The 26,049-nt window shown below is 65.3% G+C and carries 25 protein-coding genes and 1 riboswitch; of the genes, 12 read left to right on the plus strand and 13 right to left on the minus strand.

What is annotated here, in order from left to right; genetic code table 11:
• Positions 1–31: 31 nt before the first annotated feature.
• The gene (locus AC0Z35_RS17420; protein WP_046803473.1) at positions 32–841 is read right to left on the minus strand and encodes an EI24 domain-containing protein; all 810 of its coding nucleotides are present in this window, start codon (positions 839–841) and stop codon (positions 32–34) included.
• 64 nt (positions 842–905) lie between these two features.
• On the opposite strand from AC0Z35_RS17420, the gene AC0Z35_RS17425 reads away from it, so the two are divergent.
• Complete coding sequence (locus AC0Z35_RS17425; RefSeq protein ID WP_104143546.1) at positions 906–1,289, plus strand: thioredoxin family protein; 384 nt, start codon at positions 906–908, stop codon at positions 1,287–1,289.
• Positions 1,290–1,363: 74 nt separating this feature from the next.
• Here AC0Z35_RS17425 and AC0Z35_RS17430 read toward each other — a convergent pair whose 3' ends face one another.
• The 3 genes from AC0Z35_RS17430 to AC0Z35_RS17440 all read right to left on the minus strand — a co-directional run bounded on the left by AC0Z35_RS17430 (position 1,364) and on the right by AC0Z35_RS17440 (position 4,318).
• Positions 1,364–2,854, minus strand: a complete 1,491-nt coding sequence (locus AC0Z35_RS17430) for a DEAD/DEAH box helicase (protein ID WP_104143545.1) — start codon at positions 2,852–2,854, stop codon at positions 1,364–1,366.
• Between the two features lie 382 nt (positions 2,855–3,236).
• Complete coding sequence (locus tag AC0Z35_RS17435; RefSeq protein ID WP_046803475.1) at positions 3,237–3,572, minus strand: AzlD domain-containing protein; 336 nt, start codon at positions 3,570–3,572, stop codon at positions 3,237–3,239.
• Entirely contained in the window at positions 3,569–4,318 is a 750-nt protein-coding gene (locus tag AC0Z35_RS17440; RefSeq protein ID WP_046803476.1) for an AzlC family ABC transporter permease, read from the minus strand. Before AC0Z35_RS17440 ends, AC0Z35_RS17435 begins: the two co-directional genes overlap by 4 nt.
• 298 nt (positions 4,319–4,616) lie before the next feature.
• Between AC0Z35_RS17440 and AC0Z35_RS17445 the strand changes: the two genes are divergently transcribed.
• The 3 genes from AC0Z35_RS17445 to AC0Z35_RS17455 are packed head-to-tail and all read left to right on the plus strand — an operon-like array spanning position 4,617 to position 6,416.
• Positions 4,617–4,832 carry a zinc-finger domain-containing protein gene (locus AC0Z35_RS17445; RefSeq protein WP_006217686.1) on the plus strand — a complete coding sequence of 72 codons (216 nt, stop codon included), beginning with the start codon at positions 4,617–4,619 and terminating at the stop codon, positions 4,830–4,832.
• A 43-nt stretch (positions 4,833–4,875) separates the two neighbouring features.
• Positions 4,876–5,298 carry a YybH family protein gene (locus AC0Z35_RS17450; RefSeq protein ID WP_006217685.1) on the plus strand — a complete coding sequence of 141 codons (423 nt, stop codon included), beginning with the start codon at positions 4,876–4,878 and terminating at the stop codon, positions 5,296–5,298.
• A 17-nt stretch (positions 5,299–5,315) separates the two neighbouring features.
• Positions 5,316–6,416 carry a YheT family hydrolase gene (locus tag AC0Z35_RS17455; RefSeq protein ID WP_046803477.1) on the plus strand — a complete coding sequence of 367 codons (1,101 nt, stop codon included), beginning with the start codon at positions 5,316–5,318 and terminating at the stop codon, positions 6,414–6,416.
• A gap of 85 nt (positions 6,417–6,501) precedes the next feature.
• On the opposite strand, the gene AC0Z35_RS17460 is transcribed toward AC0Z35_RS17455, so the two are convergent.
• Positions 6,502–8,025: a M48 family metalloprotease gene (locus AC0Z35_RS17460; RefSeq protein WP_046803478.1), complete on the minus strand. Its 1,524-nt coding sequence runs from the start codon at positions 8,023–8,025 to the stop codon at positions 6,502–6,504.
• A gap of 57 nt (positions 8,026–8,082) precedes the next feature.
• Between AC0Z35_RS17460 and galU the strand changes: the two genes are divergently transcribed.
• On the plus strand, positions 8,083–8,934 hold the full coding sequence (galU, locus tag AC0Z35_RS17465) for a UTP--glucose-1-phosphate uridylyltransferase GalU (RefSeq protein WP_046803479.1): 852 nt from the start codon (positions 8,083–8,085) through the stop codon (positions 8,932–8,934).
• A gap of 23 nt (positions 8,935–8,957) precedes the next feature.
• Here galU and AC0Z35_RS17470 read toward each other — a convergent pair whose 3' ends face one another.
• From AC0Z35_RS17470 to AC0Z35_RS17490, 5 genes are all read right to left on the minus strand, one after another.
• Complete coding sequence (locus AC0Z35_RS17470) at positions 8,958–9,830, minus strand: cytochrome c oxidase assembly protein (RefSeq protein WP_104143544.1); 873 nt, start codon at positions 9,828–9,830, stop codon at positions 8,958–8,960.
• Positions 9,831–9,928: 98 nt separating this feature from the next.
• A complete protein-coding gene (locus AC0Z35_RS17475; RefSeq protein WP_485132223.1) occupies positions 9,929–11,041 on the minus strand; it encodes a porin in 1,113 nt (370 codons plus the stop codon).
• 61 nt (positions 11,042–11,102) lie between these two features.
• Positions 11,103–13,907: a magnesium-translocating P-type ATPase gene (mgtA, locus tag AC0Z35_RS17480; protein WP_485132222.1), complete on the minus strand. Its 2,805-nt coding sequence runs from the start codon at positions 13,905–13,907 to the stop codon at positions 11,103–11,105.
• A gap of 424 nt (positions 13,908–14,331) precedes the next feature.
• Positions 14,332–14,670, minus strand: a complete 339-nt coding sequence (locus AC0Z35_RS17485) for a hypothetical protein (protein WP_039882806.1) — start codon at positions 14,668–14,670, stop codon at positions 14,332–14,334.
• Positions 14,671–15,133: 463 nt separating this feature from the next.
• Positions 15,134–16,141 (minus strand): sodium:calcium antiporter, encoded by a 1,008-nt coding sequence (locus AC0Z35_RS17490; protein WP_046803482.1) that lies wholly within the window; start codon positions 16,139–16,141, stop codon positions 15,134–15,136.
• 79 nt (positions 16,142–16,220) lie between these two features.
• Positions 16,221–16,385: riboswitch (yybP-ykoY riboswitch) on the minus strand.
• A gap of 136 nt (positions 16,386–16,521) precedes the next feature.
• Here AC0Z35_RS17490 and AC0Z35_RS17495 point away from each other — a divergent pair.
• On the plus strand, positions 16,522–17,868 hold the full coding sequence (locus AC0Z35_RS17495; RefSeq protein ID WP_485132221.1) for an aminopeptidase P N-terminal domain-containing protein: 1,347 nt from the start codon (positions 16,522–16,524) through the stop codon (positions 17,866–17,868).
• A 73-nt stretch (positions 17,869–17,941) separates the two neighbouring features.
• On the opposite strand, the gene AC0Z35_RS17500 is transcribed toward AC0Z35_RS17495, so the two are convergent.
• Entirely contained in the window at positions 17,942–18,430 is a 489-nt protein-coding gene (locus tag AC0Z35_RS17500; protein WP_082134374.1) for a TM2 domain-containing protein, read from the minus strand.
• Between the two features lie 78 nt (positions 18,431–18,508).
• Between AC0Z35_RS17500 and AC0Z35_RS17505 the strand changes: the two genes are divergently transcribed.
• From AC0Z35_RS17505 to ruvA, 6 genes are all read left to right on the plus strand, one after another.
• Positions 18,509–19,747, plus strand: a complete 1,239-nt coding sequence (locus AC0Z35_RS17505) for a UbiH/UbiF/VisC/COQ6 family ubiquinone biosynthesis hydroxylase (RefSeq protein WP_485132220.1) — start codon at positions 18,509–18,511, stop codon at positions 19,745–19,747.
• Between the two features lie 72 nt (positions 19,748–19,819).
• Entirely contained in the window at positions 19,820–20,845 is a 1,026-nt protein-coding gene (dusB, locus tag AC0Z35_RS17510; protein ID WP_046803485.1) for a tRNA dihydrouridine synthase DusB, read from the plus strand.
• 36 nt (positions 20,846–20,881) lie between these two features.
• On the plus strand, positions 20,882–21,121 hold the full coding sequence (locus AC0Z35_RS17515) for a helix-turn-helix domain-containing protein (RefSeq protein WP_006217670.1): 240 nt from the start codon (positions 20,882–20,884) through the stop codon (positions 21,119–21,121).
• Between the two features lie 106 nt (positions 21,122–21,227).
• On the plus strand, positions 21,228–22,817 hold the full coding sequence (purH, locus tag AC0Z35_RS17520) for a bifunctional phosphoribosylaminoimidazolecarboxamide formyltransferase/IMP cyclohydrolase (protein ID WP_485132219.1): 1,590 nt from the start codon (positions 21,228–21,230) through the stop codon (positions 22,815–22,817).
• A complete protein-coding gene (gene ruvC, locus AC0Z35_RS17525; RefSeq protein ID WP_046803487.1) occupies positions 22,817–23,365 on the plus strand; it encodes a crossover junction endodeoxyribonuclease RuvC in 549 nt (182 codons plus the stop codon). The genes purH and ruvC overlap by 1 nt, the downstream gene beginning before the upstream one ends.
• An 89-nt stretch (positions 23,366–23,454) precedes the next feature.
• Entirely contained in the window at positions 23,455–24,027 is a 573-nt protein-coding gene (gene ruvA, locus AC0Z35_RS17530; protein ID WP_046803488.1) for a Holliday junction branch migration protein RuvA, read from the plus strand.
• Here the strand turns inward: ruvA and AC0Z35_RS17535 are convergent.
• On the minus strand, positions 24,024–24,944 hold the full coding sequence (locus AC0Z35_RS17535) for a complex I NDUFA9 subunit family protein (protein ID WP_104143536.1): 921 nt from the start codon (positions 24,942–24,944) through the stop codon (positions 24,024–24,026). The genes ruvA and AC0Z35_RS17535 overlap by 4 nt on opposite strands.
• Positions 24,945–25,048: 104 nt before the next feature.
• Positions 25,049–26,014, minus strand: coding sequence for a threo-3-hydroxy-L-aspartate ammonia-lyase (locus tag AC0Z35_RS17540; protein ID WP_120154007.1), 966 nt, complete (start codon positions 26,012–26,014; stop codon positions 25,049–25,051).
• Between the last annotated feature and the right edge of the window lie 35 nt (positions 26,015–26,049).

Below are 26,049 nucleotides of genomic sequence, written 5' to 3' on the forward strand. Positions count from 1 at the left end.
CAGTTCCAAAACGGTAAGGGTTAAATGCCGGTCAGGCTTCGATGACACGATCCTGGCGCAAACGCCGAAGCGCTTCCAGGCCGTAGTGCGCGTAGACCAGCGCCGAAAACACCGGCAGGATAATCCAGGCGGGCGGCAGCAAGTTCAGCAGTGAGCAAATAAGCCCGATGGTCCAGAAGCCGCCGTTGTTGCGTTCCAGGATCAGCTTGCGTTCTTCGGGGCTGGCGTGTTCCACGATGGCGTCCACGCGCATCATCCGCGAAAAAGCAAAGGCCCACCAGAAGATCGACAGGATGATCGCCATGGGCGGCACCAGCCACAAGGGCAGCGTCAGCACCCAGCCGGCGGCGAAGGCGGCCGATACCCAGATGGCGTTCCATACGCTGACCGCCGTCGAGAACTTGCCCTGCGGCGTCACGCTGGCATATTCGCGCTGCCCCACGTGGCGCAGCACAAGCGGCATCACGAAAACAGCGGCAATGGCCAGGCCCAGGATGCCGGACACGGGCAGCAAAATGGCGGCGGCAATGACGGGGATGAGATAGATCTTGAGCGAAAACAGGCCCATTGCGATCATCCATTCATCGGCGCGATTCACCATGTCCCAGTGGGACACCTCGGCGCGCAGCCAGTCGGTCAACGGCGTCCAGAACAGATACAGCAACAGGAACGCGCCAACCAGCGCAATCAGGAACGGCAGCAGCACCGCGAACAGCATCGTGGGATGGCATTGCGACACCAGCGCGCGCTTGAACGCCTGGCCAACGCTGACGGCGCCCGTGCCGGCGCCAGAGAATCGGCCATTGCCGGGCGCGGCGGTATCGGGGCGTAAAGCGGTCATAAGAGCTTGAAAAAGGGGGTGGACATCCCGGGTATGATAGTCAAACACGCCCCGATCTGCTCACATGTCTCTACTCGTACCCGGCTCTGACCTGGCCGCCTTGCGCGCGCGGCTAAGCGCAACCCCCGACACCTGGCTCATCGCCTGCTTCTGCGCGGCCTGGTGCGACACCTGCGAACAGTACAAGCCCAAGCTTGAGGCGTTGGCAGACGCCCTGCCGCAGCACGTGTTCGCCTGGATAGACATCGAAGACCATGCCGAACTGCTGGGCGATATCGATGTCGAGAACTTCCCGACTCTGCTGGTGCAAATCGGGTCGCGCGTGGTGTTCTATGGCCCCATGTTGCCGCACATCGGCCATCTGGAACGCTTGATTGAAAGCGTGGACGCGAACAGCCCGGCAGTCAGTTCCGAATTACCCGATCTGCCAAAACTGCTAGCCGCCTGATTCCCGGCACCGACAAAAAAACCCGCAAGGCCAAACGGCGTTGCGGGTTTTTTTTATGCGGCGCGGGGCGGCGATCAGTTCTTGCGCGAGCCGCCCAGCAACACTGCCACCTGGCGCTTGGGCGACGACGAACCGCTGTCGTTCTTGGGCGCGGGTTCTTGCTCGGACGAAGACGACGCCGAGGGCTCGTAGGGCTTCAGGAAGAAATCATCCACCGGTTGGCGCGAGCCGCCTGACGTGTAGCCCGAGCGGCGATCGGATGAACGGCCACCGCGGTCGCCACGGCTTCCTTCACGGCTTGATTCACGACCCTCGCGCGAGGACGAGGACGAGGACGACGGGCGGTCTTCGCTGCGGCGATGGCTGCGCGCCACGGCGTCGGCCGGCAAGTCCAGCGTGCCGCGCGGCACTTCGCGCTTGATCAGCTTTTCGATGTCGAGCAGGAAACGTTCTTCATCCGGCGTGAACAGCGCAATGGCTTCGCCCGATGCGCCCGCGCGGCCGGTCCGGCCAATGCGGTGCACGTAGTCTTCGGCGTTGTACGGCAGGTCATAGTTGATGACGCAAGGCACGCCGGCCACGTCCAGGCCGCGCGCGGCCACGTCGGTGGCCACCAGCACTTCCAGGTCGCCGGCCTTGAAGGCTTCCAGCGCCTTCATGCGGTCGGCCTGGGTCTTGTCGCCGTGAATCGATTCGGCCTTGACGCCATCGCGTTCAAGTTCGCGGGCCAGCCGGGCCGTGCCGATCTTGGTGTTCGAAAACACGATCACCTGCTTCAGGCCGCGCGACTTCACCAGATGCACGACGGCGGCGCGCTTGGCGTCGCTGGACATCTTGTAGGCGATCTGCGTGATGGTGGTGGCCGTGGCATTGCGCGCCGCGACTTCGATCTCGACCGGCTGGTTCAGGTACGAACGGCCCAGTTTGCGGATTTCGTTGCTGAACGTGGCCGAAAACAGCAGGCCCTGACGCTGCGCGGGCAGCAGGCGGATGATGCGTTCCAGGTCGGGCAGAAAGCCCATGTCCAGCATGCGGTCCGCTTCGTCCAGCACCAGGATGCCGACCTGGCTCAGGTTCACGTTCTTTTGTTCGACGTGGTCCAGCAGGCGGCCGGGCGTGGCCACCAGGATTTCGCAGCCGCGACGCAGCGCTTCTTTTTGCGGACCGATATCCACGCCACCGAACACCACGGCGGAACGCAGGGGCGTTTGCTTGCTGTAGCGCTTGACGCTTTCGAACACCTGGTCGGCCAGCTCGCGCGTGGGCGTGAGGATCAGCGCGCGCACCGGGTGGCGCGCGGGCGAGGCGCTGGTGTTGGCCAGCGGCATCAGGCGGTGCAGGATGGGCACGGTGAACGCGGCCGTCTTGCCGGTGCCGGTTTGGGCGGCGCCCATGACGTCGCGCCCTTCCACCACGACGGGGATGGCTTGCGCCTGAATGGGCGTCGGAATGGTGTAGCCGGTTTCGGCGATGGACTGGAGCAGCAGCGGGTGCAGTCCAAAATCGGCAAACGTCGGCGCGGGCGCGTCGGCGGGGGGTGCTACGGATTGAGTGGATTCAGTCATCAGGGTTTGGCAGATACCGGGACCAGTGAAAAAGAACAAAACGAGAGTGCTACATGCACTGCACTACATATGCATCGGGGCAATCTGAATACGCGTGGTCGCATCGCGACGGCACGCAAATCGCCGCGAAGCGGATTCGGCTTCGCGGGCAATCGGCACCCTGCCTTGCAGGCCAGCGGGCGCATTCGGGATTCGATACTTATGAGGGCAGTACCAGGCCCGGATTGCTGTGGATAACGTGGATTTTAGCGCAGGCGCCCTACCACAACATCAAAGAGTGGTTTCAGACGGGTACGGCAACACCGCCAGACAACGGGCACGCCCGCTTCCAGCCGGTTTAGACTGTCCACCAGATGGACTAATCATGATCGAAAGCCGAACATCAGCCGGCCAGCCAGCGCAGCCCCCACAAGACCAGCATGCCGACCACGATCACCAGCACCGCGCTACGGGTGCGGAGAAAAACCAGGATGGCGACCAGACCGGCCACCAACTTGTAATCAAACACCGGCCCCAAGCCCGCCTTCCAGGGCAAGAGGTCCGGTACGACGATGGCGGTCAGCGCGGCGGCGGGCGCATAGCGCAACGCGCGCCGCACGCCATCGGGCAAAGGAATGTAATCGCCGAAAAGCATGAAGCCGGCGCGCGTCAGGACGCTGCACAGGGCCAGCAACAGGATCGCCGAATAGACGTAGATCTCGGAGGGCCAGAGGGTCATGGACGCGCCTTGAAGAATCGTTCGGCCCACATGCCGGCCACGACGCCCGCGATGACGGCCGCGGCCAAGCCCAGCCGCAATGGCAGCACCTGCCCCGTCCAGGCCACCACGCCGGCGGCCAGCATGGACACCAGCATCGGCTTGGAATTGGCCAGCGGCACGGTAATCGCCAGCAGGGCCAGCACCGCCGCAAAATCCAGCGACCAGCCGGTGGGCACCATGGTGCCCAGGTAAATGCCGACGATGGAAGACGATTGCCACACCAGCCACCCCGGCACGATGGTGCCCAGGAAGAACCAGAGTTGATCGCGCGTGCCGCGTTCGGCCGAATCGCCGTAGCGCGGCATGAACAGCACGAAGCCCATATCGGTGGTGAAGTAGCCCAGCCCCAAACGCTTGGGCCAGGACAGATGCCGGAAATACGGCTGCAAGGCCGCACCGAAAATCAGAAAGCGCAGGTTCACGACAAAGCCGGCGGCGAAGATCAGCCACAGCGGTGCGCCCGTGGCGATCAGCGGCAACGACGTCAACTGAGCCGAGCCCGCGTACAGCAAGAGCGTCATGGCCAACGCCATGGATTCGGTCAGCCCCGACTTGACCATCGCCACACCCGTCACCAGGCCCCAGGTTGCCGTGGCGATCAACGCAGGCACGATAGCGTGCACGCCGGCGCGAAAGGCGTTCAGGCGTTGCTGGCGCACCGCGCCGGGATCTTCGGATTCAGAAAGCGCGGATTCAGAGGACAACGGCTGGCCCCTGGCGGTTCGGACAGGACGACATGGGAACTCTTACGGATTGCGTGGGCCGAATGGCACCACGCCGGTGCGCGAATAGGCCGGTATTGTAACCTCGTCGCTTGATACAATACGCGCCTGAAAATTCTTGGCTGGTCGGGCCTGGCGCGGCGCAAAATCGGCCATGGTGAATGGCCGCGTCCCGAAGTACCATCACTGGCTAAGTCAGTTGTGATTCGCGCGGTGGGTTCAATACCGGCCGCACATTGCCCAACCCGCCGTTTATCGGTTTTTTTATTCAGGAAGATCCATGACCGCTGCCCCGGCCGCCGTCCCGAACGCTCACGAAGTCATTGAAGTCGGCGCTGAAGACCTGCCCGTTTTCTGTCCCGGCCCGAAGGCGCCGCTGTGGAGCATGCACCCGCGCGTCTTCCTTGACGTGGCCCGTACCGGCTCTGCAAGCTGCGCCTACTGCGGCGCGCAATATCGCCTGAAGGCCGGCACGGTGCTGCACGGCCACCACTAAGCCAGCCGCCTTCGACGCTCAACGCCACGGTTACCGCAGCCCTATGTTTGCCACCCCCGAAGAAGCCGAACACGCGTTCTACGAAGCCCTGGAACAGGGGGACTGCGTCCGCCTGATGCAGGTGTGGGCCGACGACGAAGAAGTCGTCTGCATCCACCCCGGGGGCCTGCGCATTGTCGGCCACTCGGCGGTGCACGACTCCTGGCAGCAGGTGCTGTCCAACGGTCCGCTGCATGTCCGTCCGCTGCGCCCGCTGGTCATGCTCAGCATGATGTGCGCGGTGCACGTGCTGGTTGAACAGGTGGCGGTGCGCACGCGCGAAGGCACGCAGTTTGCAAACTGCTACGCCACGAACATCTACCACAAGGGCCCAACCGGATGGCGCATGGTCATGCATCATTCGTCGTCGGCGCCCACGGAAGCCGGGGTGCTCGACTTGCACGACGTACCCGACATGCTGCATTGAATCGGGTGGATTTTTAGTTGGCCGCTGCTCGTCTTGACTCGTCTCCATGCCCCGTCCCCTCCTGGTTACCCGGAGGCGACAGCCAGACGGTCTACGCGTCCTTGTTCGCGCAATACCACCGGATCGCCTTCGTGCGCGACCGAGTGGACACGCCCGACACCGATTTCGTGGACTTCGACTGGACCGGACCCGGCCTGTTTCCGCACAAGGCTGCCGACGGTGCGCCTGTCAGCGGACAGGGCCCGGTTGCCAATGGCAAGACCGCCGCGGCGCGATGGATGACGGCCCCCGACTGGCAGTCGCTGCCGCAAACGCCGGACACCCCCGCGCTGATCCTGTTCCATGGCCTGGAAGGCGGCAGCAACAGCCGCTACGCCCAGTCCGTTGCCCATTATTTCCGCGCGCGCGGCTGGATCGTCGTCATCGCGCATTTTCGGGGTTGTTCGGGCGTGCCCAACCGCTTGGCGCGCGCGTATTACTCGGGTGATTCCGCTGAAGTCGGCTTCCTGCTCAAGACCGTGCGCGACCGCATTCCGCACGCGCGCTGGCATGCGGTGGGCGTGTCGCTGGGCGGCAATGCGCTATTGAAATACCTGGGTGAACACCAGGAAGACACCACCTGGCTGACCGCCGCGGCAGGCGTTTCCGTGCCGCTGGACCTGGTCGCCTGCGGCAAGACCCTGTCCACCGGCATCTTCAACCGGCGCGTTTACACCGCGCATTTCCTGAAGACGCTCAAGCACAAGGTATTGGAAAAGGCGCATCGTTTTCCTGGCGCGATCGACGTGATGCGTATCGCGCATGCGCACGACCTGCGCGAATTCGACGACACCTACACCGCGCCGATGCACGGGTTTCGCAATGCGCTGGACTACTGGACGCGTGCGTCCAGCAAGCCGTGGCTGCCCAAGATCTCGGTGCCCACGCTGGTGCTCAACGCCCGCAACGACCCCTTCATTCCGGCGGCATCGCTGCCCAAGCCGGAAGACTGCTCGCCCACCATCCTGCTGCACCAGCCCAGCGACGGCGGCCATGCCGGCTTTCCGACGGGCGCGTTTCCCGCACACCTGAACTGGCTGCCCCAGCGGCTGGGCCGCTTCTTCGAAACGGGCCTGTAGCTGTAGCGGTAAGCGCGGCAGTAGTTGGCCACTGGCACAAGCGGCGGCCGGATGACCCCGGCCATTACGGCATCGCCGCCTGCCATCAACCCGATTTGAAGCGTTCCAGCAGCTGTCGTTCTTCGGCCAGCTTGTCTTTGACTTCCTTGATCTGCACGTCGATCTGCGATTGCTCGTAGAAGTCGGTCGACAGGCCGCGCGCCTGCTGTAGCTGCGACTCGGCGGCGGCGAACGCCCCGGTCATGACATAAAACCGCGCCAGGTCTCGGCGCGCCTGCACGGGCTTGCCATTGCGCTCTTCGCTTTGCGCCAGCATCTGATACAGGCTGGGTTCGTCGCTGCCCCATTGCTTGATCTTGGCGCGCAGATAATCCTGCGCCTCGGCATGGCGGCCGTTGCTTTGCAACGCCTGCGCATAGGCGATACCCAGCGCCCGCTGGTCCGGCCAGCGCTTGGCGGCGGCCTGCGCCAACTCCACGGCGCGGGCGGTGTCCTTGCGCGCCAGCGCGATGTCGACACTAAGCTTGGCCAATTGCGCGGAATTGCGCCCGTTTGCGGTGGCCAGGTTCCAGTACCGGTCGGCTTCAGCCAGGTTGTTGCGCTGGAACGCTTGCAGGGCCAGCCCGTAATAGGCGGCCGACTGCCGCACCCCCGACAGCGCTTGCGCCTCGTCCTGCAATTGCTGCCCGGCCGAGCGCAGGCTGACGGCGTCGCGCCCCTGCACCACGCGCATCTTGGCGCGCACGTACCAAAAATCGTCGCTGTCGATATGGCGCGAAGCCGGCAATGACCGCACCCGGTTCTGGACATCGGACATCCGTTCGATGGACAAAGGGTGGGTGCTGGCCCATGAACCGCCGCCGGCCCCTTCGTTCAGGCGCGACGCATTCATCAGCCGCGAGAACATCTGGGACATGCCCTCGGCGTCGTACCCCGCCTTGGTCAGCATCTGGAAACCGGCCCGGTCGGCCTCGCGTTCCGCATCGCGTGAAAAGCCCAGCTGGCGGTTGATGGCGGCGGCCTGGCCAAACGCCGCCACGCCCATCGCCAGGTTGCCGCCGCCACCGGCCAGCGCGGCCAGCAACGCGCCGGCCAGGCTGGCCAGCATCACCATGCCGTTCTGGTTCTGCTGCGTCATGCCGCGCGCGATGTGGCGCTGCACGACGTGGCCGATTTCGTGCGCCAGCACAGCGGCCAGTTCCGATTCGCTGCCCGAGGACACGATCAGGCCGGTATTGACGCCGATAAATCCGCCCGGCATCGCAAAAGCGTTGATTTCGGGGTCGCGCACGCCAAACATTTCGACGTCGGGCACGGCCCCCGGCGCAAAGGCCGCCAGCTTGCGGCCCATGGTGGTCAGGTATTGGCTGAGTTCGGGGTCGTCGACATAAGTCGGGTCACGCCGGCCTTGCGACATGATGGCCTCGCCCAGGCTGCGTTCCAGCATGGGCGAGAGCTCGGCGGCGGATGCGGCCCCCATGGTTGGCAGACCCACCGGTTGCGCCCAGGCGGCAACGGGAAGGGAGGGGGCGATCAACGCGGCGCTCAGGGCGAGAATCGCGCTTCGTTTCGCAATAGCGCAAATGGATGGCATGTTCCTGCGGTTCATAAGCCTATGATAGCGATGAGCTTAAAATGTTTCATCGATACTCCCAACGAGGTCTCAATGCGTCCCGTCCGTAAAGCCGTTTTCCCTGTCGCCGGCATGGGCACCCGCTTCCTGCCCGCCACCAAGGCGATGCCCAAGGAAATGCTGCCCGTGGTCGATAAGCCATTGATTCAATACGCCGTTGAAGAAGCGGTCGCCGCCGGCATCACCGATCTGATCTTCGTGACGGGCCGCAATAAGCGCGCCATCGAAGACCACTTCGACTCGGCCCCGGAACTTGAATCCGACCTGGAAAGCAAAGCCAAGCACGAGCTGCTTGCCATGGTGCGGGGCATTCTACCCGCGCATGTCAATTGCCTCTACATCCGCCAATCCGCGCCGCTGGGCCTGGGCCACGCCGTGCTGTCGGCCGCCCCCGCCGTGGGCGACGAACCCTTTGCCGTATTGCTGGCCGATGACCTGATCGACGCCGACACGCCGGCCATGAAGCAATTGGTGGATGTGGCCGTGGCCCAGAACGCCAGCGTGTTGGGCGTGCAGGATGTGCCCCGCGCCGATACCCGCAAGTACGGCATCGTGGCCACCCGCGCCGGCGAAGCGAATCTGGATCCGCGCACGGAACGCGTCACGCATATTGTGGAAAAGCCCGAGCCCGATGCCGCCCCGTCGACGCTGGCCGTCGTGGGCCGCTACGTGCTGGAAGCCGCCATTTTCGACCACCTGCGTTCAACCAAGATGGGCGCGGGCAACGAAATCCAGCTGACGGACGGCATTGCCTCGCTGATGCGCGAGCGCGCCGTGTTCGCGCACCGCTTTGACGGCGTGCGCTACGACTGCGGCAACAAGGCAGGGATGTTCCAGGCCACCGTGGCGCTGGGCAAGAAGTATCACGGACTGGTGCCGGAATAAGCCCCGGCCCGCCTGAACCACGTTCAGGCGGATAGCGCCGCACGGGCCTTGGCCCGGGCGCGCGCATCGCGGTCCACCTTGCGCAGCCGCCCCTTGGCGGACAAGCGCATCAAGGTGCCCAAGGCCACCATCAAGCCGATCACCTCGACCAAGGCAGCCGGAATCCACATCGTGAGGCCGCCGATGGTCTGGTCTGTTTGCGCCGACATGGCGATGGCGCGGCCACAGAGCTCAAACAACGGATAGATATCGCTTTCAGTGAAGGCGATGACGGCGCCCGCCACCATCTGCGGCAGCATGGTCAGCACCGGAGAAATCACGCGTCCGCCCGGCGTCATGGCCGCGGGCGGCGCGGGGCGGCGATCCAGGATCAGGTTCCAGTACATGAAGCCGCTGATCACCACGGACCAGTTCATCAGGCGATACAGGCGCCAGTCCAGCATGGAATAGAACTGCACGGACGGAATCAGCCAGACCAGCACCAGGAAGACGAACAGCGTCGGCACGAAAATCTTGTTGGTCAGTACGGCAACGGTGACCCGCCCGCTACGCGTGCGCAGAAAGTCACGCAGCCGGATGCGCCAGGACATCGGCAGCCCGGCGCGCATGACCTGGCCCGGAAATGCCGCCATCACCAGCAGCGGACCCAAATGGTGTAGCACCAGATGCTGGATGCGGTGGATGAAGAACATCCGTTCGGCGTAGTAGTCGACGCGCGTATGCATCGACAGATACAGCAGCACCAGCCCCAGCCAAAAGAAAAAGCGACGCGCGCCGGTCACATGGTGAACGCGTTGCCCGCGCACGAACAGCACGATCGCCACCACGAAGGAGGCGACCAACGTGGGAGAGAACTCCCAGGGTATGAGCCATTCAAGACTATCCATGCGGGCCATCCGAAAGACATCGGGAAAGACGGGGCCGGCGGCGCGCGCCGGCCTGTGGGCTGATTGTAGTAGACCGCGCCGGCCCGTGGTCCGGTGGGCCGGCAGGATCAGAAGTGATGCGAAACGCCCGCTCCGACGCGCGTGGTGTGGGAATGGGCGGGGTCGAACTGGTCGTCCAGCGTGTAGTTGGACGCGTACCCGGCAAAGCCGTATAGCGTCGTGCGCGGTGACAAGGCATAGGTATAACCCAGGGTCGCCACCTGGGCCTTGCGCGCCGTCATGCCGTTGTCCCACTGCCAGTCGGGTCGCGCCAGGGACCACTGCACCAGCACGGTGCCCGGGCCGAACGGCACGCTGGCGCCCACCAGCCAGGCATTGATGGTGCCGCCCTGGACAAACGGGGCCGGACCCAGGCCCTGGCCCAGGTTGTCGGGGTCGCCGCCGTCCAGGCCGACATAGCCGTTTTGTTGCCGCGACCACGCCAGTGACAGTTTCAGCACTTCAAAGTCGTAAGCCGCGCCCAATTGCACGGCGCGGGGCCGCTTGGCCCCTGCTGCCGAATCGGAACTGGCCAGCTGCAATTGATCCCACGTGGCCACGGCCAGCAGTGGTCCGCTTTCGTACTTCAGCCCGGCGCTGACCGCGCGGGTGTTCTGGTTGGACCGAAACCGATTCTGGTCGCCGGCATCGAACGAGTAGCCCGCGCCTAGCTGGAAGCCGTTCCAGTCCGCCGACGTCACGTTCACCATATTGCTGAACTGGAAGTTGTCCGAGGCCTTGAACGTGGCGCCCATGCCCATGTCCTTCCAGGACGCAATTTCCAGCGCGTTGCCGAACGTCTGGCCGATGGTGCGCTGGCGCCCCAGGCGCACCTCGCCATAGGTATCGTTGCCCAGGCCGACCCAGGCCGCGTAGTTGAACAGGCGGCCCTCGTCTTCCAGCTGGCCGCTGGACGGGTCGAAGCCGCTTTCAAGGCCGAAGCGGCTGCGCCAGCCGCCGCCCAGATCGTCGGTGCCCGACACCCCCCAAAGTGAATCCGTCAGCCCGCCGTTCAGCACGCCGGCGTGGCTGCCTTGGCCGGACACGCTGGTCACCGCTACCCCGGCATCGACGACGCCGTACAGGTGCAGGCCGAAGTCTTCGACGGCGGCGGCCGTGGCCAGCACGGGCGACAAAATCAGCCCACCGGCCATGACGACCGCGCAGAATGCCTTTTTCATGCTTTCTCCTATCAGGGCGAGCGCCTTTGCCCGCCCCGCCAGATGTGACCTTATTGCGGCCTTATTGCCAGCCGTAACGACGTACCCAAATACCCTTGAGCAACTGCGTCAGCACGCAGTAGCTCAGCAACACCCCCACCAGCCAGGGGAAATAGCCCCATGGCAACGCTTGCAGCTGGAAGTACTCGGCCAGCGGCGAGAACGGCAGCATCAGGCCCAGCACCACCACCATTGCCGTCATCGCCATCAACGGCCAGGACGCCCGGCTTTGCAGGAAAGGAATGCGGCGCGTCCGGATCATGTGCACGATCAGCGTCTGCGACAGCAAGCCCTCAACGAACCAGCCGGACTGGAACAGCGTCTGATGCTCGGGCGCATTGGCATGGAACACAAACCACATGATGCCGAACAACGCGATATCGAACAGCGAGCTGATCGGGCCGAAGAACACCATGAAGCGGCCCAGGCCGTCCGCATCCCATTGCTGCGGCTTCTTCAGCAGTTCTTCGTCGACATTGTCGAAGGGAATTGCCGTTTGCGATACGTCGTACATCAAATTCTGCAGCAGCAGGTGAATAGGCAGCATCGGCAGGAACGGCAGGAAGGCGCTGGCGACCAGCACCGAGAACACATTGCCGAAGTTCGAGCTGGCCGTCATCTTCAGGTACTTGAGCATGTTGCAGAAGGTCTTGCGGCCTTCGATCACGCCGTCCTCCAGCACCATCAGGCTCTTTTCCAGCAAGATGATGTCGGCGGCTTCCTTCGAGATATCCACCGCGGAATCCACGGAAATACCGACGTCGGCCGCGCGCAGGGCCGGGGCGTCGTTGATGCCGTCGCCCATGAACCCCACCGTATCGCCTTGTGCACGCAGGCTGCGCACGATGCGTTCCTTGTGCGCGGGCGTCAGGCGGGCAAACACGTTGGCCTGGCGCACCGCCACTGCCAGTTCCGCATCGTCCATGGCTTCAATCTGCGCGCCCAGATACACGCCGCGCACCTCGAAATCGACCTCGCGGCAGACTTTCTGCGTGACTAGTTCCACGTCTCCGGTCAACACCTTGACCTCGATGCCGGACGCCTTCAGCGCGGCCAGCGCCGGGCCGGTCGATTCCTTGGGGGGATCCAGGAAGGCGATGTACCCCACCAGCACCAGGTCCGACTCGTCGGCCACGCCATAGGCCAGTTGCGTGGGCGGCATTTCCTTGACGCCCACCGCGATGACGCGCAGCCCGTCGCGGTTCAGCTCGGCCGTGACGCGCCGGATATCCGCGCGCCGCGCGTCGGTTAGCGGAAATACCGAATCGCCCACGCGCAAGCCCGTGCACGCCGTCAGCATTTCTTCCAGCGCGCCTTTGCAGATCAACTCGTGATGGTCACGGCCGTTTTCCGTTTCGTTGACGACAACGGACATCCGCCGCCGCGAAAAATCAAAAGGAATCTCATCGACCTTGCGGTACTTGGTGGCCAGGTTCAGGCTGCGCTTGACTTCGGCATGCTGCAACACCGCCACATCCAGCAGGTTCTTCAGGCCGGTCTGGTAGTAGCTGTTCAGGTAGGCATAGGCCAACACATCGTCGCTGCTGGATCCGTACACGTCGGTGTGGCGTTCCAGCACGATACGGTCTTGCGTCAGCGTGCCCGTCTTGTCGGTGCACAGCACGTTCATCGCGCCCAGGTTCTGGATCGCATCCAGGCGCTTGACGACGACCTTGCGGCGCGACATGCGCAACGCGCCCTTGGCCAGCGTGGCGGTAACGATCATCGGCAGCATTTCCGGCGTCAGGCCCACGGCGATTGCCAGCGCGAACAGCAAGGCTTCCAGCCAATCGCCCTTGGTGACGCCATTGATGACGAAGACGATGGGAGCCATGACCAGCATGAAGCGGATCAACACCCAGCTGACACGGTTGATGCCCTGCTGAAACTGCGTCGGGGCACGGCTTTCCTGGGTGACCCGGCCGGCCAGCTGACCAAAGTAGGTATTGGCGCCGGTGGCGATGACCAGCGCGCTGCCTGATCCGCTGACCACGTTGGTGCCCATGAAAACCATGTTTTCCAGCTCTAGCGAGTTGTCGGTTTCCTCGCGCTGGACGGCGTGCTTTTCAACGGGCAGGGATTCGCCCGTCAAGGCGGCCTGGGCGATGAACAGGTCCTTGGCGTTCAGGATGCGGCAGTCGGCGGGGATCATGTCGCCGGCCGAAAGCAGCACCACGTCGCCGGGCACCAGTTCAGCCAGCGGCACTTCCAGCTGGTACGAGCCCGAGTCGTGCAGGGGGGCGCCGAACACGCGCCGGCCGTTGGCGGCATCCGGCGTCAACACGTCCGCGCGCAGCACGGTAGCGGTGTTCTGTACCATGGCTTTCAGCGCTTCGGCCGCGCGGTTCGAGCGCAGTTCCTGGGCAAAGCGCAGCACAGTGGAAATCACCACCATGGAGCCGATGATGGCCACGGCTGTCCACGACTTGTCGTCGGCCTCGGCCATCCGCACGTCGGTCAGCCAGGACAGGCCGGCCAGCGCCGTCAGCAGCAGATTGAACGGGTTGCGGTACGACAGCCACAGGTGCGAATACCAGGACAGCGGCTTTTCGTGGTCGACTTCGTTGGCGCCGTGGCGTTCGCGGGCAGCGTCGGCCTGGGCTTGCGTCAAGCCGCCACGGCCACTGGCCAACTGCGTGAACAAGGCGTCCAGCCCCATGCGGGATTGCTCCAGCATGCGGCGGTTGGCGCGCCGCGATGCCTCCGACGGCGTCGACGCAACGGCGGTTTGAGCGCCCTGTTCAAGAATGGGGGTGCGGCGGAAGTGACGGCCTGCGCGGCGGCGGCCGGCGGCCGACGAAAAGAAGGATTTCAGGAAGGTAAACATCGGAGTGCTCCGGTTTTTCTTGGATTTCTTGTCGGAGACACGGCTTTCCCGCCCAGGCGCCGGCCACGCGGGCAGGAACGGGCCACGGCCATGATGGAAAGCCGTGGGTCCGCCCATGCGGGCGTGCGCAGGCACCGGGGCAATGTTGCCGGTGTCCGGATCGCGGTGAATCGCGCCGGAGTGCAAAAAACGGAAAGGGAGCTAGCTGGGAATCGAAACCGGCGCCGTGGACGCGTTCGTCAGTGGGACGCGGTAAGGCCGGGGATTCAATGCTGCGGAGTCCGTCGGAACCGGAAGTCTGTCCGGCCGGTCGGCTCGCAGGCGAGAAGACAGGTCAGACAGGCATGCCGGCGCCATGCACTTGGCGCAATCGAGGGTCGGGGTCTAAGGCACTAGGCATGATCTCTCCTGGGACAAGTGGGCGTTACGCAGCCATTGCGGCGGCTTGCGCGCCGAAATGCACGTGGCGCACGGCGGGGTTGGCGCTGAGGCGGCGCGCTTGCGACATCAATTCAGCACGCAGTTCGGGCGGGCAATTGACGGTGATGCAAGCCGATGCCAGGTTGGGGTCGCGGCCTTGGTCGACCTGCACTTGCGAGACATCCAGGCCGGCGGCGCTGAAGTCCAGGCAGATCTGTTTGCGCAAGGCGCCCAGTTCGTCGCGCGGGCAAATGACCGTCAAACGCGACGTGCCGCGACGGCGGCCCAGGGCGGTGGCACGGTCTACGCCGGCGCGGCGTAGGAACAAGTCGAAGAAACGCATAACGACCTCCATTGCGAAAATGGGGAGCGTGATCGCGAGTACGCGTGCAGCCGGACGCAGCGCATGGCAAACGCGCACAAAAGACGTGCACGAACGCTGACGCTGCGACTAGCGGCGGTTCTGGCGGTTTACGTTGGGGAATTTCCCGGCAAGCCGAAGGCTTGCGCTATTGCCCGGGTTGGAACCCTGGGCTTGGGATACGCCGCAACCTGTATGACAGGATGCGGCAGATGGAGCTCTGCGTGTTTCCTGTCAGACAGCGATGTCGATGCAAGATCGACTACTTTCGCCGGAATCGGTATTCACGAAGACTGCTCCTGGGATGGATAACGGACGGATTTTACGCGGGTTTCCACTGATGGACAAGGTTTTTGCGGTGCAACGACGCAAGTGACGCAAAAAAAGAAAAGCGGCGCGGGCCTGGCAGGCCGTGCGCCATGTTTTCCGTACAGGCCAGCTGCTGTCAGGCGTAGAAATGCCAGCCCAGATAGGCCGCGAACAGGGCATAAAAACCGCCCACCGCCGACAACGCGGGCACGCTCATGACCGAGCGGCGAAAGCGCAGCCACAACAGGCCGATCGACAGCATCGTGAACAGGCCCGCCGCCAGCAAGGGCGCATCCAGCAGCCACGGCGTCATGAAGATACCGAGCGCGCTGGGTATGGTGGCCTGGATCATCATGGCGCCCGAAATATTCGCCAGCGCCAACCGTTCCTTGCCCTGCCGGACCCAGATCAGCGCATTCATGATTTCAGGCAGCTCAGTGGCCACGGGCGCCAGCAACAAGGCGGCCACGTGCGGGGACGCGCCCATGGCGACGCCCAGCAGCTCGATCTGGTTGACGAACACGTGCGATGCACCGGCAATCACCACCAGCGCCAGCACCGTTTGCATCGCCGCCCAGAACATCGACGGGTCGGTGTCGCGGGGCCGCAGCTTAAGCGGTTCGAGGTCTTCGGAATCGGCCCGTTCTTCGTCATGGCTAAGTTCGCGTTTGACGTACATGCCGTAAGTGGCCAGGAACAGAATGCCCAGCCAGGGCTTCCAGGCAAAGGCCAGCAGGCCCAGCCCCACCTTGAAAACGAAAATGCCCATGAACCAGGCCTGGTCGCGGGCCAGCCGGCGCTGGTCCGCGTTGATACAGTTGGCTTTTTCCGGCTGGCCCCCACGGCGGGCGCGCCACAGCGCGATGCCCACCACCGCGTATGCCAGGGTCGCCAGCACCAGGGGGCCGCCCATGGCTGCGCCGACGCCGATGTCTTTCTGTTCAGGGGTGTCGCCGAACACGACGGCCATGAAAGTGACCGCGCTTTCGGGCAAGGCCGTGCCAAAGGCCGCCAGCACGGTGCCGGTAGCGGTAGCGCCCAGATGGAAGCGGTGTCCGACCCATTCAACGCCATTGACGAAGAATTCGCAGGCGAAGTAAATCACTGCCGCGGACAGGAAAAACAGGAACAGGGTGAGCAACATATGAACGCAGCCGGACGAGCAGAAACCAATTGGCGCGACGCAACGGCTCGCCCGGCTAGGGTGAACGCTACGCGGCCAAAGGTCTCGCCTGGCTGATCCATGCGGCGGGCGGGCCGCTTGCATGGAAACCGTTAGCGCCATGGAGTTCTAGCAACCGCTACGCGGCACTGAATCACCAAGTCTGTTGACGCTAACTCCTTTGGGGGCAAAGGATGGCTACTCCCCAATGACAGAGCCGCGATTGTAGCAGCGCAAATCGCGCCGTCCAGTCAAATTCGCCTGGACCGCGCCGGTTGGGTTTCTGCTGTTGTGCGCGCGCGATAGCGGGGTAAAGTAAGCCGCATCCCTCACCTTTCGCGGGGCTCGCGCCCCTGCCCGCCATGAGCCTGCCTCCCGCCGACATCGCTCCCTTTGCCGCCCGCCGCCAACGCTTGATGGAACGGATGCGCGCCGACGGCGGCGGCATCGCCATCTTGCCGACCGCCCCCGAGGCGATCCGCAACCGCGACGCCGAGTTCCCTTACCGCCACGACAGCGACTTCTTCTACCTGACCGGTTTCACCGAGCCGGCAGCCTGGCTGGTACTGATCGCGGGCGCCACGGATCGCGCGCTGTTGTTTTGCCGGCCGCGCCATGTCGAACATGAAATATGGGAAGGCAAGCGGTTCGGCCCCGAAGCGGCCGCCGATTACTTTGGCTTTGACGACGCGCACCCGATCGATGCGCTGGACGAACTGATACCAAAGCTGATGCTGGACCACCCCACGCTGTATGCGCCCCTGGCCGGCGACAAGCATCGCGACGGCCCCCTGCATCGCTGGCTGTCCGCCGCGCGTGATGCGGGGCGGGCCGGGCATGCGCCGCCCAGTCGGCAACAAGACATTCGACCGTTGCTGGCGGAAATGCGGCTGATCAAGGACGCCTCTGAAATCGCCAGCATGCGGCGCGCCGCCAAAATATCGGCCGGCGCGCACGCCCGCGCCATGCGCGTGGCCCGCCCCGGCATGCACGAATACGAACTGGAAGCGGAACTGCTCTATGAATTTCGCCGCCACGGCGCCCAGGCCGTGGCCTACAACAGCATCGTCGCGGCGGGCGCCAACGCCTGCGTGCTGCATTACCCTGCAGGCGAAGCCGTGCTGCGCGACGGCGACCTGGTGCTGATCGACGCGGGCTGCGAAGTCGACAGCTACGCCAGCGACATCACTCGGACCTTTCCCGTCAACGGGCGCTACAGCGGCCCGCAGCGCGCGCTGTACGACCTGACCGTGGCCGCGCAAGAAGCCGCGGCGGCGGCCACCGCGCCCGGGCGCACCTTCAACGACGGCCACGACGCCGCGTTGCGCGTGCTGGCACAGGGCATGATCGACTTGAAGCTGCTGAAGGGGTCCCTGGACGGCGTGCTGGAATCGGGCGACTACAGCCGCTTTTACATGCACCGCACCGGCCATTGGCTGGGGCTGGACGTGCACGACGTGGGCGATTATCGGCAACCCGGCCCCGCCCAGCCCTCCGGCGACCGGCCGTGGCGCACGCTGGAACGGGGCATGATGCTGACGATCGAACCCGGCATCTACGTGCGCCCCTCGGACGATGTGCCGGAAAGCTACTGGAACATCGGCATCCGCACCGAGGACGATGCGCTGGTTACCGATGAAGGCTGCGAATTGATCACGCGCGGGGTGCCGGTGCAGGCATCCGAAATCGAAGCGTTGATGCGCGAATAGGGCCGCCGGGCGGGGGCGGAAAGCGCAGCAGGCCGTGGGCAGCAATGAGCGCCGCGGCGGACAGCATCCCGCGCTACAGCACCAGCCCGTCCAGCCAGCCCATGGCGACCCAGACGTAGACCACCACCATCGCGATGGCGAACATCGACACCACCGAACCCACCAGGCAGGCCAGCAGCGCCACCAGCACCGGGCCCCAGCCCGTGGATGTGGGCCGCCCCAGGTCGGGGTTGTAGCGCCGGTCGAATTTCTCGTCGGACATCAGCGAGAACACGGCGCTTTCAATGAAGCCGTCGATCATCGGGATGAACAACAGGAAGAAGGCCGGGTTGTCGTACCAGACGGGGTAGAAGCGAAACGCGCAGAACAGGCTGACGATGGCCAGCAGCGTTACCGCCCAGGCGTAGCGGCGGCCCAGGTACCACCAATGCGCGCCAAACGAGCCGAACAGGCAGGCCAGCAGCCCCACGGCGACCTTGCCGCGCGGGCGGCGGGCGGTGGCGGATGCAGTGGCGCTAACCGATGCAGCGGACACCGAAGAAGAAGCCTGAACCTGCGTCATGTCGATCAACCGGGAAGGGTTACGCGCGGCCCGCCGCGCTGGCTGTGCCGGATTGTAGTGGACGGTTAAAATCCCGGCATGACTGCATCCGCCTTCGATATCGCGATTCTTGGTGCCGGCCCCGTGGGCCGCGTACTGGCCCTGATGCTGGCGCGCGTCGCGCCGGACCCGTCGCGCATCGCCCTGCTGGCGGGCAGCGTTCCGGCAGCGGCCCCCGCCGCGCCTAGCAGTGCGGTGCCGCCCGCCGCGGGATCGCCCGCCGCTACCAGCCCCGCCGCCACCATTCCCGCCGCCACCATTCCCGCCGCCGATCCGCGCGTGCTTGCCATGAACCACGGCAGCCGCGTGTTGCTGGAGTCGTTGCTGGCGTGGCCGGATCGGTCGGCCGACATACGCAACATCCATGTGTCGCAGCGCGGCCGGCTGGGTCGCACGGTCATTCAGAACACCGATTTCAACGTGCCGCAGCTGGGCAGCGTGGTGGCCTATGCCGGCTTGCACGCCAGGCTGGACGAACGCGTGGCCGCCTGCGGCGTCACCGTGCTGTCCGGCCCCGCCGCGCAGGTCGAACGCCAGGACGCCGACGGCGTGCGCATCGCGCAGGGCGACAACACCCTGCTGTGCCAGGTGGCCGTGCAGTCCGACGGTGCCGGCGCCACGGACCTGCGCCGCGATTACGGCCAGCATGCCGTGCTGACCACGGCCCACGCCACGCTGCCGCGCCGGGGTTGGGCCTGGGAACGCTTCACCGCCGAAGGGCCGCTGGCCCTGTTGCCCCATCCGCAAACGCCCGATGCGTACTCGGTGGTCTGGTGCAGCGCCCCCGAACGCGCCAACGAACTGGCCGCGATGGACAACGCCGCGTTCTCGGCAGCGCTGACGCAAGCTTTTGGCGACCGCCTGGGCCGGCTGTCGAGCCAGTCCCCGCGCCACGTCTTCCCGCTGGCGCTGGCCGCCCGGCGCGCCCAGGTGCAAGGGCGCGTGGTGGCCATCGGCAACGCCGCGCAGACGCTGCACCCCGTGGCCGGCCAGGGCCTGAACCTGGGCCTGCGCGACGCCGCCCGCCTGGCCCAGACGCTGGCCGGCTGGCTGGCGCAGCCGGAATCCAGCCCCACCGCGCGCCTGACGGAATTCGCACAGGCGCGGCAGGTCGACCGTTTCATCACCGCCGGCCTGACCGATTTGATGCCGCGCGTGTTCGCCACGGGGCTGGCGCCCGTCGAGCACGCCTGTGGACTGGCCTTGCTGGGCATGGACCTGGCTTCGCCCCTGCGCGCCCCCCTGGCCCAGCACTTGTTGCAGGGCTTTCGCGCCTGAACCGCGCCGCTTGTTACCAAGCTGTCGGCCTCTGAAAACAGGGGTCCGATTCGAGCCGGTTAAAATGTGACCATGCGCATAGGCCAATGGACCCTTCCCAACAACGTTCTTGTCGCGCCCATGGCGGGCGTGACGGACCGTCCGTTCCGACAACTTTGCAAGAAGTTGGGGGCGGGCTACGCCGTGTCCGAGATGGCCGCCAGCAACCCCAAGCTATGGGATAGCGTCAAGACGTCCCGGCGGCTGAATCATGATGGCGAGATCGCCCCTATTTCGGTCCAGATCGCGGGCGCCGACCCGGCCATGATGGCCGAGGCCGCCGTCTTCAACGCCGGCAAGGGCGCGCGCATTATCGACATCAACATGGGCTGCCCGGTCAAGAAGGTGTGCAACGTGGCGTCCGGGTCCGCGCTGCTGCGCCACGAAGACCTGATCGTCCGCATCCTGGACGCCGTGGTCTCGGCCTGCGCGCCGCTGGGCGTGCCGGTCACGCTGAAGACCCGCACCGGCTGGGACCGCGACAGCCGCAACGCGCTGCGGGTGGCCAAGCTGGCCGAAAATGCCGGCATCGCGGCGCTGACGCTGCACGGCCGCACCCGCGCCGACCTCTATACGGGCGAGGCGGAATATGACACTATCCGCGCCGTCAAGGCCGAGCTGACCATCCCCGTGATCGCAAACGGGGATATCGACTCGCCTGAAAAAGCCAAGCACGTCCTGGATTACACTGGCGCCGACGCGGTCATGATTGGCCGGGCGGCACAAGGCCGTCCCTGGATCTTCCGCGAAATCGATCACTATTTGCGCACGGGCGAGTCACTGGCCCCTCCCTCCTATGGGGAAATGCGCGAGCTGTTGCTTGAACATCTCGACGACCATTACCGGTTTTATGGCGAGCACACCGGCGTACGCACGGCGCGCAAGCATATTGGCTGGTATCTGGACGGCCTGCCGGGGGCGGATTCGTTCTGCGCCCACATGAACCTGATCGACAATACCCGCGACCAGTGGCGGGCGGTGTCGGATTGGTTCGATACCCTCTCGCGCGACGGAGAGCCCCATCCGGCGCCGGTCGCAGAAGCCCTGCTGGCGGCATAACCGCCTCAACACCAACATAAAAATATCTGTACTCAAATGAGCAAGAAAGATGTCCTGGAAGAATGCGTGCGCGCCAGCCTGGAGCGCTATTTCGAAGACTTGGGTGAATCCGAGCCCCACGATATGTGGGACATGGTGATGCGCTGCGTGGAACGCCCGGTGCTTGAAGTGGCGCTGGAGCGGTCGGGCGGCAACCAGTCGCGCGCATCCGAAATGCTGGGCATCACCCGCAACACCCTGCGCAAGAAGTTGCTGGCGCACAATATCCAGGTATAGCTTTTTCAAGAAGGACGGCCCCCCCGGCGGGCACCGTCCTTTCCTTCGCAGATTCCCATCCCGACCTGAACGAGAAAGGCCCACCGCCCGACTCCCGTCCCCCACCATGAAAATCGAAACCGCCCTGCTTTCGGTGTCCGACAAGACCGGCATCGTTGAATTTGCCCGCGCCCTGGCCGCGCGTGGCGTGCGCCTGCTGTCGACCGGCGGCACCGCCAAGCTGCTGGCCGACTCCGGCCTGACCGTCACCGAAGTGGCCGCCCACACGGGGTCGCCGGAAATCCTGGATGGCCGCGTCAAGACGCTGCACCCCAAGATTCACGGCGGCCTGCTGGCCCGTCGCGACAGCGCCGAGCACATGGACACCATCAAGGCGGCGGGCATCGACCGCATCGACATGCTGGTGGTGAACCTGTATCCGTTCCGTGAAACCGTGGCCAAGCCCGATTGCACGTTCGCGGACGCCGTCGAGAACATCGACATCGGCGGCCCGGCGATGCTGCGCGCGGCAGCCAAGAACCACGGCACCGAAGCGGGCGGCGTGACGGTCGTGATCGACCCGGTCGACTATTCGCGCGTGCTGGCCGAAATGGACAAGAGCGGCAGCACGTCCTACGGCCTGCGCCTGGCGCTGGCCTCGAAGGTCTACGCCCACACGGCGGCCTACGACGGCGCCATCGCCGCCTACCTGACCAGCCTGACCGAAGCCGAACCGGCCCAGGAAGCGGTGCCCGCCCGTAACGAATGGCCCGGCACGCTGACCTTGCAGGTCAAGCAGGAACAGGCGCTGCGCTACGGCGAAAACCCCCACCAGACCGCCGCGTTCTACGTCGACGCGCAGCGTCCGGCCGGGCTGCTGGGCAACTACCGCCAATTGCAGGGCAAGGAACTGTCCTACAACAACATCGCCGATGCCGACGCGGCATGGGAATGCGCGCGCAGCTTCGATGTGCCCGCCTGCGTCATCGTCAAGCACGCCAACCCGTGCGGCGTGGCCGTGGCGGCCGACACGCTGGGCGCCTACCAGCAAGCCTTCAAGACCGACCCGACGTCGGCCTTCGGCGGCATCATCGCCTTTAACCGTCCGGTGGACGCGGCCACGGCCGAAGCCGTCAGCGGCCAGTTCATGGAAGTGCTGCTGGCGCCCGCCTACGACGGCGCCGCGCTGGCCATCCTGGCCGCCAAGAAGAACGTGCGCGTGCTGGAAGTGCCGATGGGCGTGGGCCAGAACGCGTTCGACATCAAGCGCGTGGGCGGCGGCTGGCTGGTGCAGACCCCGGACGCCTACAACGTGCCGCGCGATGCGCTCAAGGTGGTCAGCAAGCGCCAGCCCACCGAACAGGAAATGAACGACCTGGCTTTCGCCTGGAAGGTCGCCAAGTACGTCAAGTCCAACGCCATCGTGTTCGTGGGCGGGGGCATGACGCTGGGCGTGGGCGCCGGCCAGATGAGCCGCATCGACTCGGCCCGCATTGCGTCGATCAAGGCGGAAAACGCCGGCCTGACGCTGCAAGGCTCGGCCGTGGCGTCGGACGCGTTCTTCCCGTTCCGCGACGGCCTGGACGTCGTGGTGGCGGCGGGCGCAACCTGCGTCATCCAGCCGGGCGGCAGCATGCGTGACGATGAAGTCATCGCCGCGGCCGACGAGCACAGCATCGCCATGGTGCTGACCGGCACCCGCCACTTCCGCCACTGATGCGCGTCCTGGGCATCGATCCCGGCTTGCGCCGCACCGGCTTCGGTGTGATCGATGCCGAGGGCTCGCGGCTGCGCTATGTCGCCAGCGGGACCATCGTGGTCCCGCCGGCGCTGACGCTGGCCGAGCGCCTGAAAGTCATCCTGGACAATCTGCGCGAGGTCGCGCGCGACACGCAACCCGATGTCGCGGCGCTTGAAATCGTTTTCCTGAACACCAACCCCGCGTCTACCCTGCTGCTGGGCCAGGCCCGTGGCGCCGCGTTGTGCGCGCTGGCCGACAGTTCGCTGGCGGTGCATGAATACACGGCCTTGCAGATCAAGAAAGCCGTGGTCGGCACCGGCCGCGCCGCCAAGGAGCAGGTGCAGATGATGGTGCAGCACCTGCTGTCGCTGGACGGCGTGCCCGCGCCCGACTCCGCCGACGCGCTGGCCTGCGCCATCTGCCACGCCCACGTCGGCCCCTTGCAGGACAAGCTGGAACGGCTGGGCACGGCGCTGCGCATGGGCGGCAAGACGCGCCTGCGCAATGGCCGCCTGATCGGCTGAGCCCGCCGCGCACCGCCTGCCCGGGCGTATAGAATGCCCGCATTCGCCGCGCATTCCGCGCGCGCCATTGCTACCAGGCCATCATCACCATGATCGGACGCATTACCGGAACCCTGATTGAAAAGCTGCCTCCCACCATCTGTGTGGACGTGGGCGGCGTGGGGTATGACATCGACGTGTCCATGAGCACGCTGTATTCGCTGCCGGAGACCGGCGCGCGCGTCACGCTTTATACACACCTGACCGTGCGTGAAGACGCGCACATCCTGTATGGCTTCGGCACCGCCGGCGAACGCAGCGCGTTTCGCCAGCTGATCAAGGTCAGCGGCATTGGCGCGCGCACCGCGCTGTCGGTGTTGTCGGGGATGTCGGTGGCCGACCTGGCGCAGGCCATTACCTTGCAGGAATCGGGCCGCCTGACGCGCGTGCCCGGCATCGGCAAAAAAACGGCGGAACGCCTGTTGCTGGAAATGCGCGGCAAGCTGGGCGCGGATATCGGGGCGTCGTCGCACGCCACGCCGGACAACCAGTCGGACATTTTGAACGCCCTGCTGGCGCTGGGCTATTCAGAGAAGGAATCGCTGTCGGCGCTCAAGACCCTGCCCGAAGGCGTGGGCGTGTCCGACGGCATCAAGCAGGCATTGAAGGCGTTGGCGCGCTAAGGCGCACGCTGTAGGTAGCGTGGCGCCACGGCTTCCAGGCCGGTCGGCACCACGCGCAATTCAGGCGCCATCGGACCCACGCAGACGTTATCGCGGCGCAGGGAATCCAGGTTGTCGCGCGACATCAAGGGTTCGCCGGGCATGCACTCGAACAGGCGCGCCTGGATGCGCCCCACGCCCATCGGCACCGGTACCACCGGGCGCGGATGGCCGCTCCAGGCGGCGCACAGCCGCGCAATTTCACCCAGCGTGTAAACCTGCGGGCCGCCCAGTTCATAGGTCTTGCCACAGGTCTGGGAATCGCCCAGCGCGTTGGCCATGGCCACCACCACGTCGCCCACATACACCGGCTGCATGCGCGCGTTGGCGCCCGCCAGCGGCAAGACCGGCAGCCAGCGCGCCAGCGACGCAAACATATTCGTGAAGTTGTCGTCCGGGCCGAAGATGACCGAGGGCCGGAAGATCGTCCATCCCGTATCGTTGGCGGATGGGAATTCGCTTTTGACGGCGGCCTCGCCGTCGCCCTTGGAGCGCTGGTACATGCTGTCGCCCTGGGAATCCGCCCCCAGCGCGCTCATGTGCAGCAGGCGCCGAACCCCGTGACGTTGGCACGCCCGCGCAATGCGTTGCGGCAGATGCACGTGCGCCCGCGCGAACGCCGAACCATAAGGCCGGCCGACGTTGCCGTGCAAGATGCCGACAAGATTGACCACCGCGTCGCAGCCCCGCACCAGGCGGTCCAGCACGGCATCGTCATGGATGTCAGTCTGGATCAGCGTGGTGGTCGGAAGGACTTGCAGTTCGCTGCCCCGCGCCAACAGGCGGGTGGGCACGATGATCTGGTGCAGGTCGGCGGAAAGTCGGGCAATCAGGTGACGGCCGATGAAACCGGTGCCGCCGATGACAAGGATACGCATGCCGCAGCCCCTGTTCGAGTCAGGATCGAGACCCGATTCTGCCCTGCACGGGCAACAACCGCAAGCACGCATCGACGGCCCGGGGACGGGCCGCCGTTTCCGCGTCAGGAAGCCAGCAGCCGGGAGTAGACCGGAAGGTCGACGTTGCCACCGCTGATGATGACGCCGACCCGCGCGCCGCTTACCGGCACCACGTTTTGCATGACCGCCGCGGCAGCCAGGCAGCCCGTGGGTTCCACCACCATCTTCATGCGTTCGGCAAAGAACTTCATGGTGGTGACCAACTGCGCGTCCGTGACGGTGACGATATCGCGCACATACTTCTGGATCAGCGGGAACGTCAGATTGCCAAGGTGCGTGGTGGCGGCGCCGTCAGCCAGCGTCTTGGGCGCGGGAATCCGGACGATTTCACCCTTGCGCAGCGACTGCTGGCCGTCATTGCCCGCTTCCGGCTCAACGCCGTACACCAGGCAACGCGGGCTTAGCGCAAACGCCGACAGGGCCGATCCCGACAACAAGCCGCCGCCGCCCAGGCAGACGAACAGATAGTCCAGTTCGCCCACTTCCTCGAACAACTCCTTGGCCGCCGTGCCCTGCCCCGTGATCACGTCTTCGTGGTCGTAAGGCGGGATCAGCGTGGCCCCGGTTTCGGCCTGGATGCGCAGCGCGATCTGCTCGCGGTCTTCGGTGTAGCGATCGTAGGTGACGATCTTGCCGCCGTAGCCTTCCGTGGCGGCGCGCTTGGCCGCCGGGGCGTCCAGCGGCATGATGATCGTGGCCGACACGCCTTGCAGCTTGGAAGCCAGCGCGATGGCCTGCGCGTGATTGCCCGACGAAAACGTCACCACGCCCGCCGCGCGCTGCTCCGGCGTCAGGCGCGCGATGGCGTTGAAGCCGCCGCGAAACTTGAACGCGCCCATGCGCTGGAAATTCTCGCACTTGAAGAAGATCGACGCGCCGCTGATCGCGTCGGCCGTGGCCGAGGTCAGGACGGGCGTGCGGTGGGCGTTGCCGGCCAGGCGCTCGCTGGCGCGTACGACGTCATCATAGGTAGGCAGTTCGGGCAGCATGGAAATCTGGTCCTTTGATCGCGGGAATGTCGAAA

The organism is Achromobacter sp. 1L-A-4-B-C2 (assembly GCF_057291955.1).

What these genes read in the sequence shown, in the direction of transcription:
- AC0Z35_RS17495 (WP_485132221.1), top strand. Translation starts at nt 16,522, where the DNA reads ATGAGCCTGCCTCCCGCCGACATCGCTCCCTTTGCCGCCCGCCGCCAA.
- AC0Z35_RS17515 (WP_006217670.1), top strand. Translation starts at nt 20,882, where the DNA reads ATGAGCAAGAAAGATGTCCTGGAAGAATGCGTGCGCGCCAGCCTGGAG.
- AC0Z35_RS17425 (WP_104143546.1), top strand. Translation starts at nt 906, where the DNA reads ATGTCTCTACTCGTACCCGGCTCTGACCTGGCCGCCTTGCGCGCGCGG.
- AC0Z35_RS17470 (WP_104143544.1), bottom strand. Translation starts at nt 9,830, where the DNA reads ATGGCCCGCATGGATAGTCTTGAATGGCTCATACCCTGGGAGTTCTCT.
- AC0Z35_RS17420 (WP_046803473.1), bottom strand. Translation starts at nt 841, where the DNA reads ATGACCGCTTTACGCCCCGATACCGCCGCGCCCGGCAATGGCCGATTC.
- AC0Z35_RS17435 (WP_046803475.1), bottom strand. Translation starts at nt 3,572, where the DNA reads ATGACCCTCTGGCCCTCCGAGATCTACGTCTATTCGGCGATCCTGTTG.
- AC0Z35_RS17445 (WP_006217686.1), top strand. Translation starts at nt 4,617, where the DNA reads ATGACCGCTGCCCCGGCCGCCGTCCCGAACGCTCACGAAGTCATTGAA.
- ruvC (WP_046803487.1), top strand. Translation starts at nt 22,817, where the DNA reads ATGCGCGTCCTGGGCATCGATCCCGGCTTGCGCCGCACCGGCTTCGGT.
- dusB (WP_046803485.1), top strand. Translation starts at nt 19,820, where the DNA reads ATGCGCATAGGCCAATGGACCCTTCCCAACAACGTTCTTGTCGCGCCC.
- AC0Z35_RS17460 (WP_046803478.1), bottom strand. Translation starts at nt 8,025, where the DNA reads ATGAACCGCAGGAACATGCCATCCATTTGCGCTATTGCGAAACGAAGC.
- AC0Z35_RS17475 (WP_485132223.1), bottom strand. Translation starts at nt 11,041, where the DNA reads ATGAAAAAGGCATTCTGCGCGGTCGTCATGGCCGGTGGGCTGATTTTG.
- AC0Z35_RS17535 (WP_104143536.1), bottom strand. Translation starts at nt 24,944, where the DNA reads ATGCGTATCCTTGTCATCGGCGGCACCGGTTTCATCGGCCGTCACCTG.
- AC0Z35_RS17430 (WP_104143545.1), bottom strand. Translation starts at nt 2,854, where the DNA reads ATGACTGAATCCACTCAATCCGTAGCACCCCCCGCCGACGCGCCCGCG.
- AC0Z35_RS17540 (WP_120154007.1), bottom strand. Translation starts at nt 26,014, where the DNA reads ATGCTGCCCGAACTGCCTACCTATGATGACGTCGTACGCGCCAGCGAG.
- AC0Z35_RS17500 (WP_082134374.1), bottom strand. Translation starts at nt 18,430, where the DNA reads ATGACGCAGGTTCAGGCTTCTTCTTCGGTGTCCGCTGCATCGGTTAGC.
- AC0Z35_RS17485 (WP_039882806.1), bottom strand. Translation starts at nt 14,670, where the DNA reads ATGCGTTTCTTCGACTTGTTCCTACGCCGCGCCGGCGTAGACCGTGCC.
- mgtA (WP_485132222.1), bottom strand. Translation starts at nt 13,907, where the DNA reads ATGTTTACCTTCCTGAAATCCTTCTTTTCGTCGGCCGCCGGCCGCCGC.
- galU (WP_046803479.1), top strand. Translation starts at nt 8,083, where the DNA reads ATGCGTCCCGTCCGTAAAGCCGTTTTCCCTGTCGCCGGCATGGGCACC.
- AC0Z35_RS17490 (WP_046803482.1), bottom strand. Translation starts at nt 16,141, where the DNA reads ATGTTGCTCACCCTGTTCCTGTTTTTCCTGTCCGCGGCAGTGATTTAC.
- ruvA (WP_046803488.1), top strand. Translation starts at nt 23,455, where the DNA reads ATGATCGGACGCATTACCGGAACCCTGATTGAAAAGCTGCCTCCCACC.
- purH (WP_485132219.1), top strand. Translation starts at nt 21,228, where the DNA reads ATGAAAATCGAAACCGCCCTGCTTTCGGTGTCCGACAAGACCGGCATC.
- AC0Z35_RS17450 (WP_006217685.1), top strand. Translation starts at nt 4,876, where the DNA reads ATGTTTGCCACCCCCGAAGAAGCCGAACACGCGTTCTACGAAGCCCTG.
- AC0Z35_RS17505 (WP_485132220.1), top strand. Translation starts at nt 18,509, where the DNA reads ATGACTGCATCCGCCTTCGATATCGCGATTCTTGGTGCCGGCCCCGTG.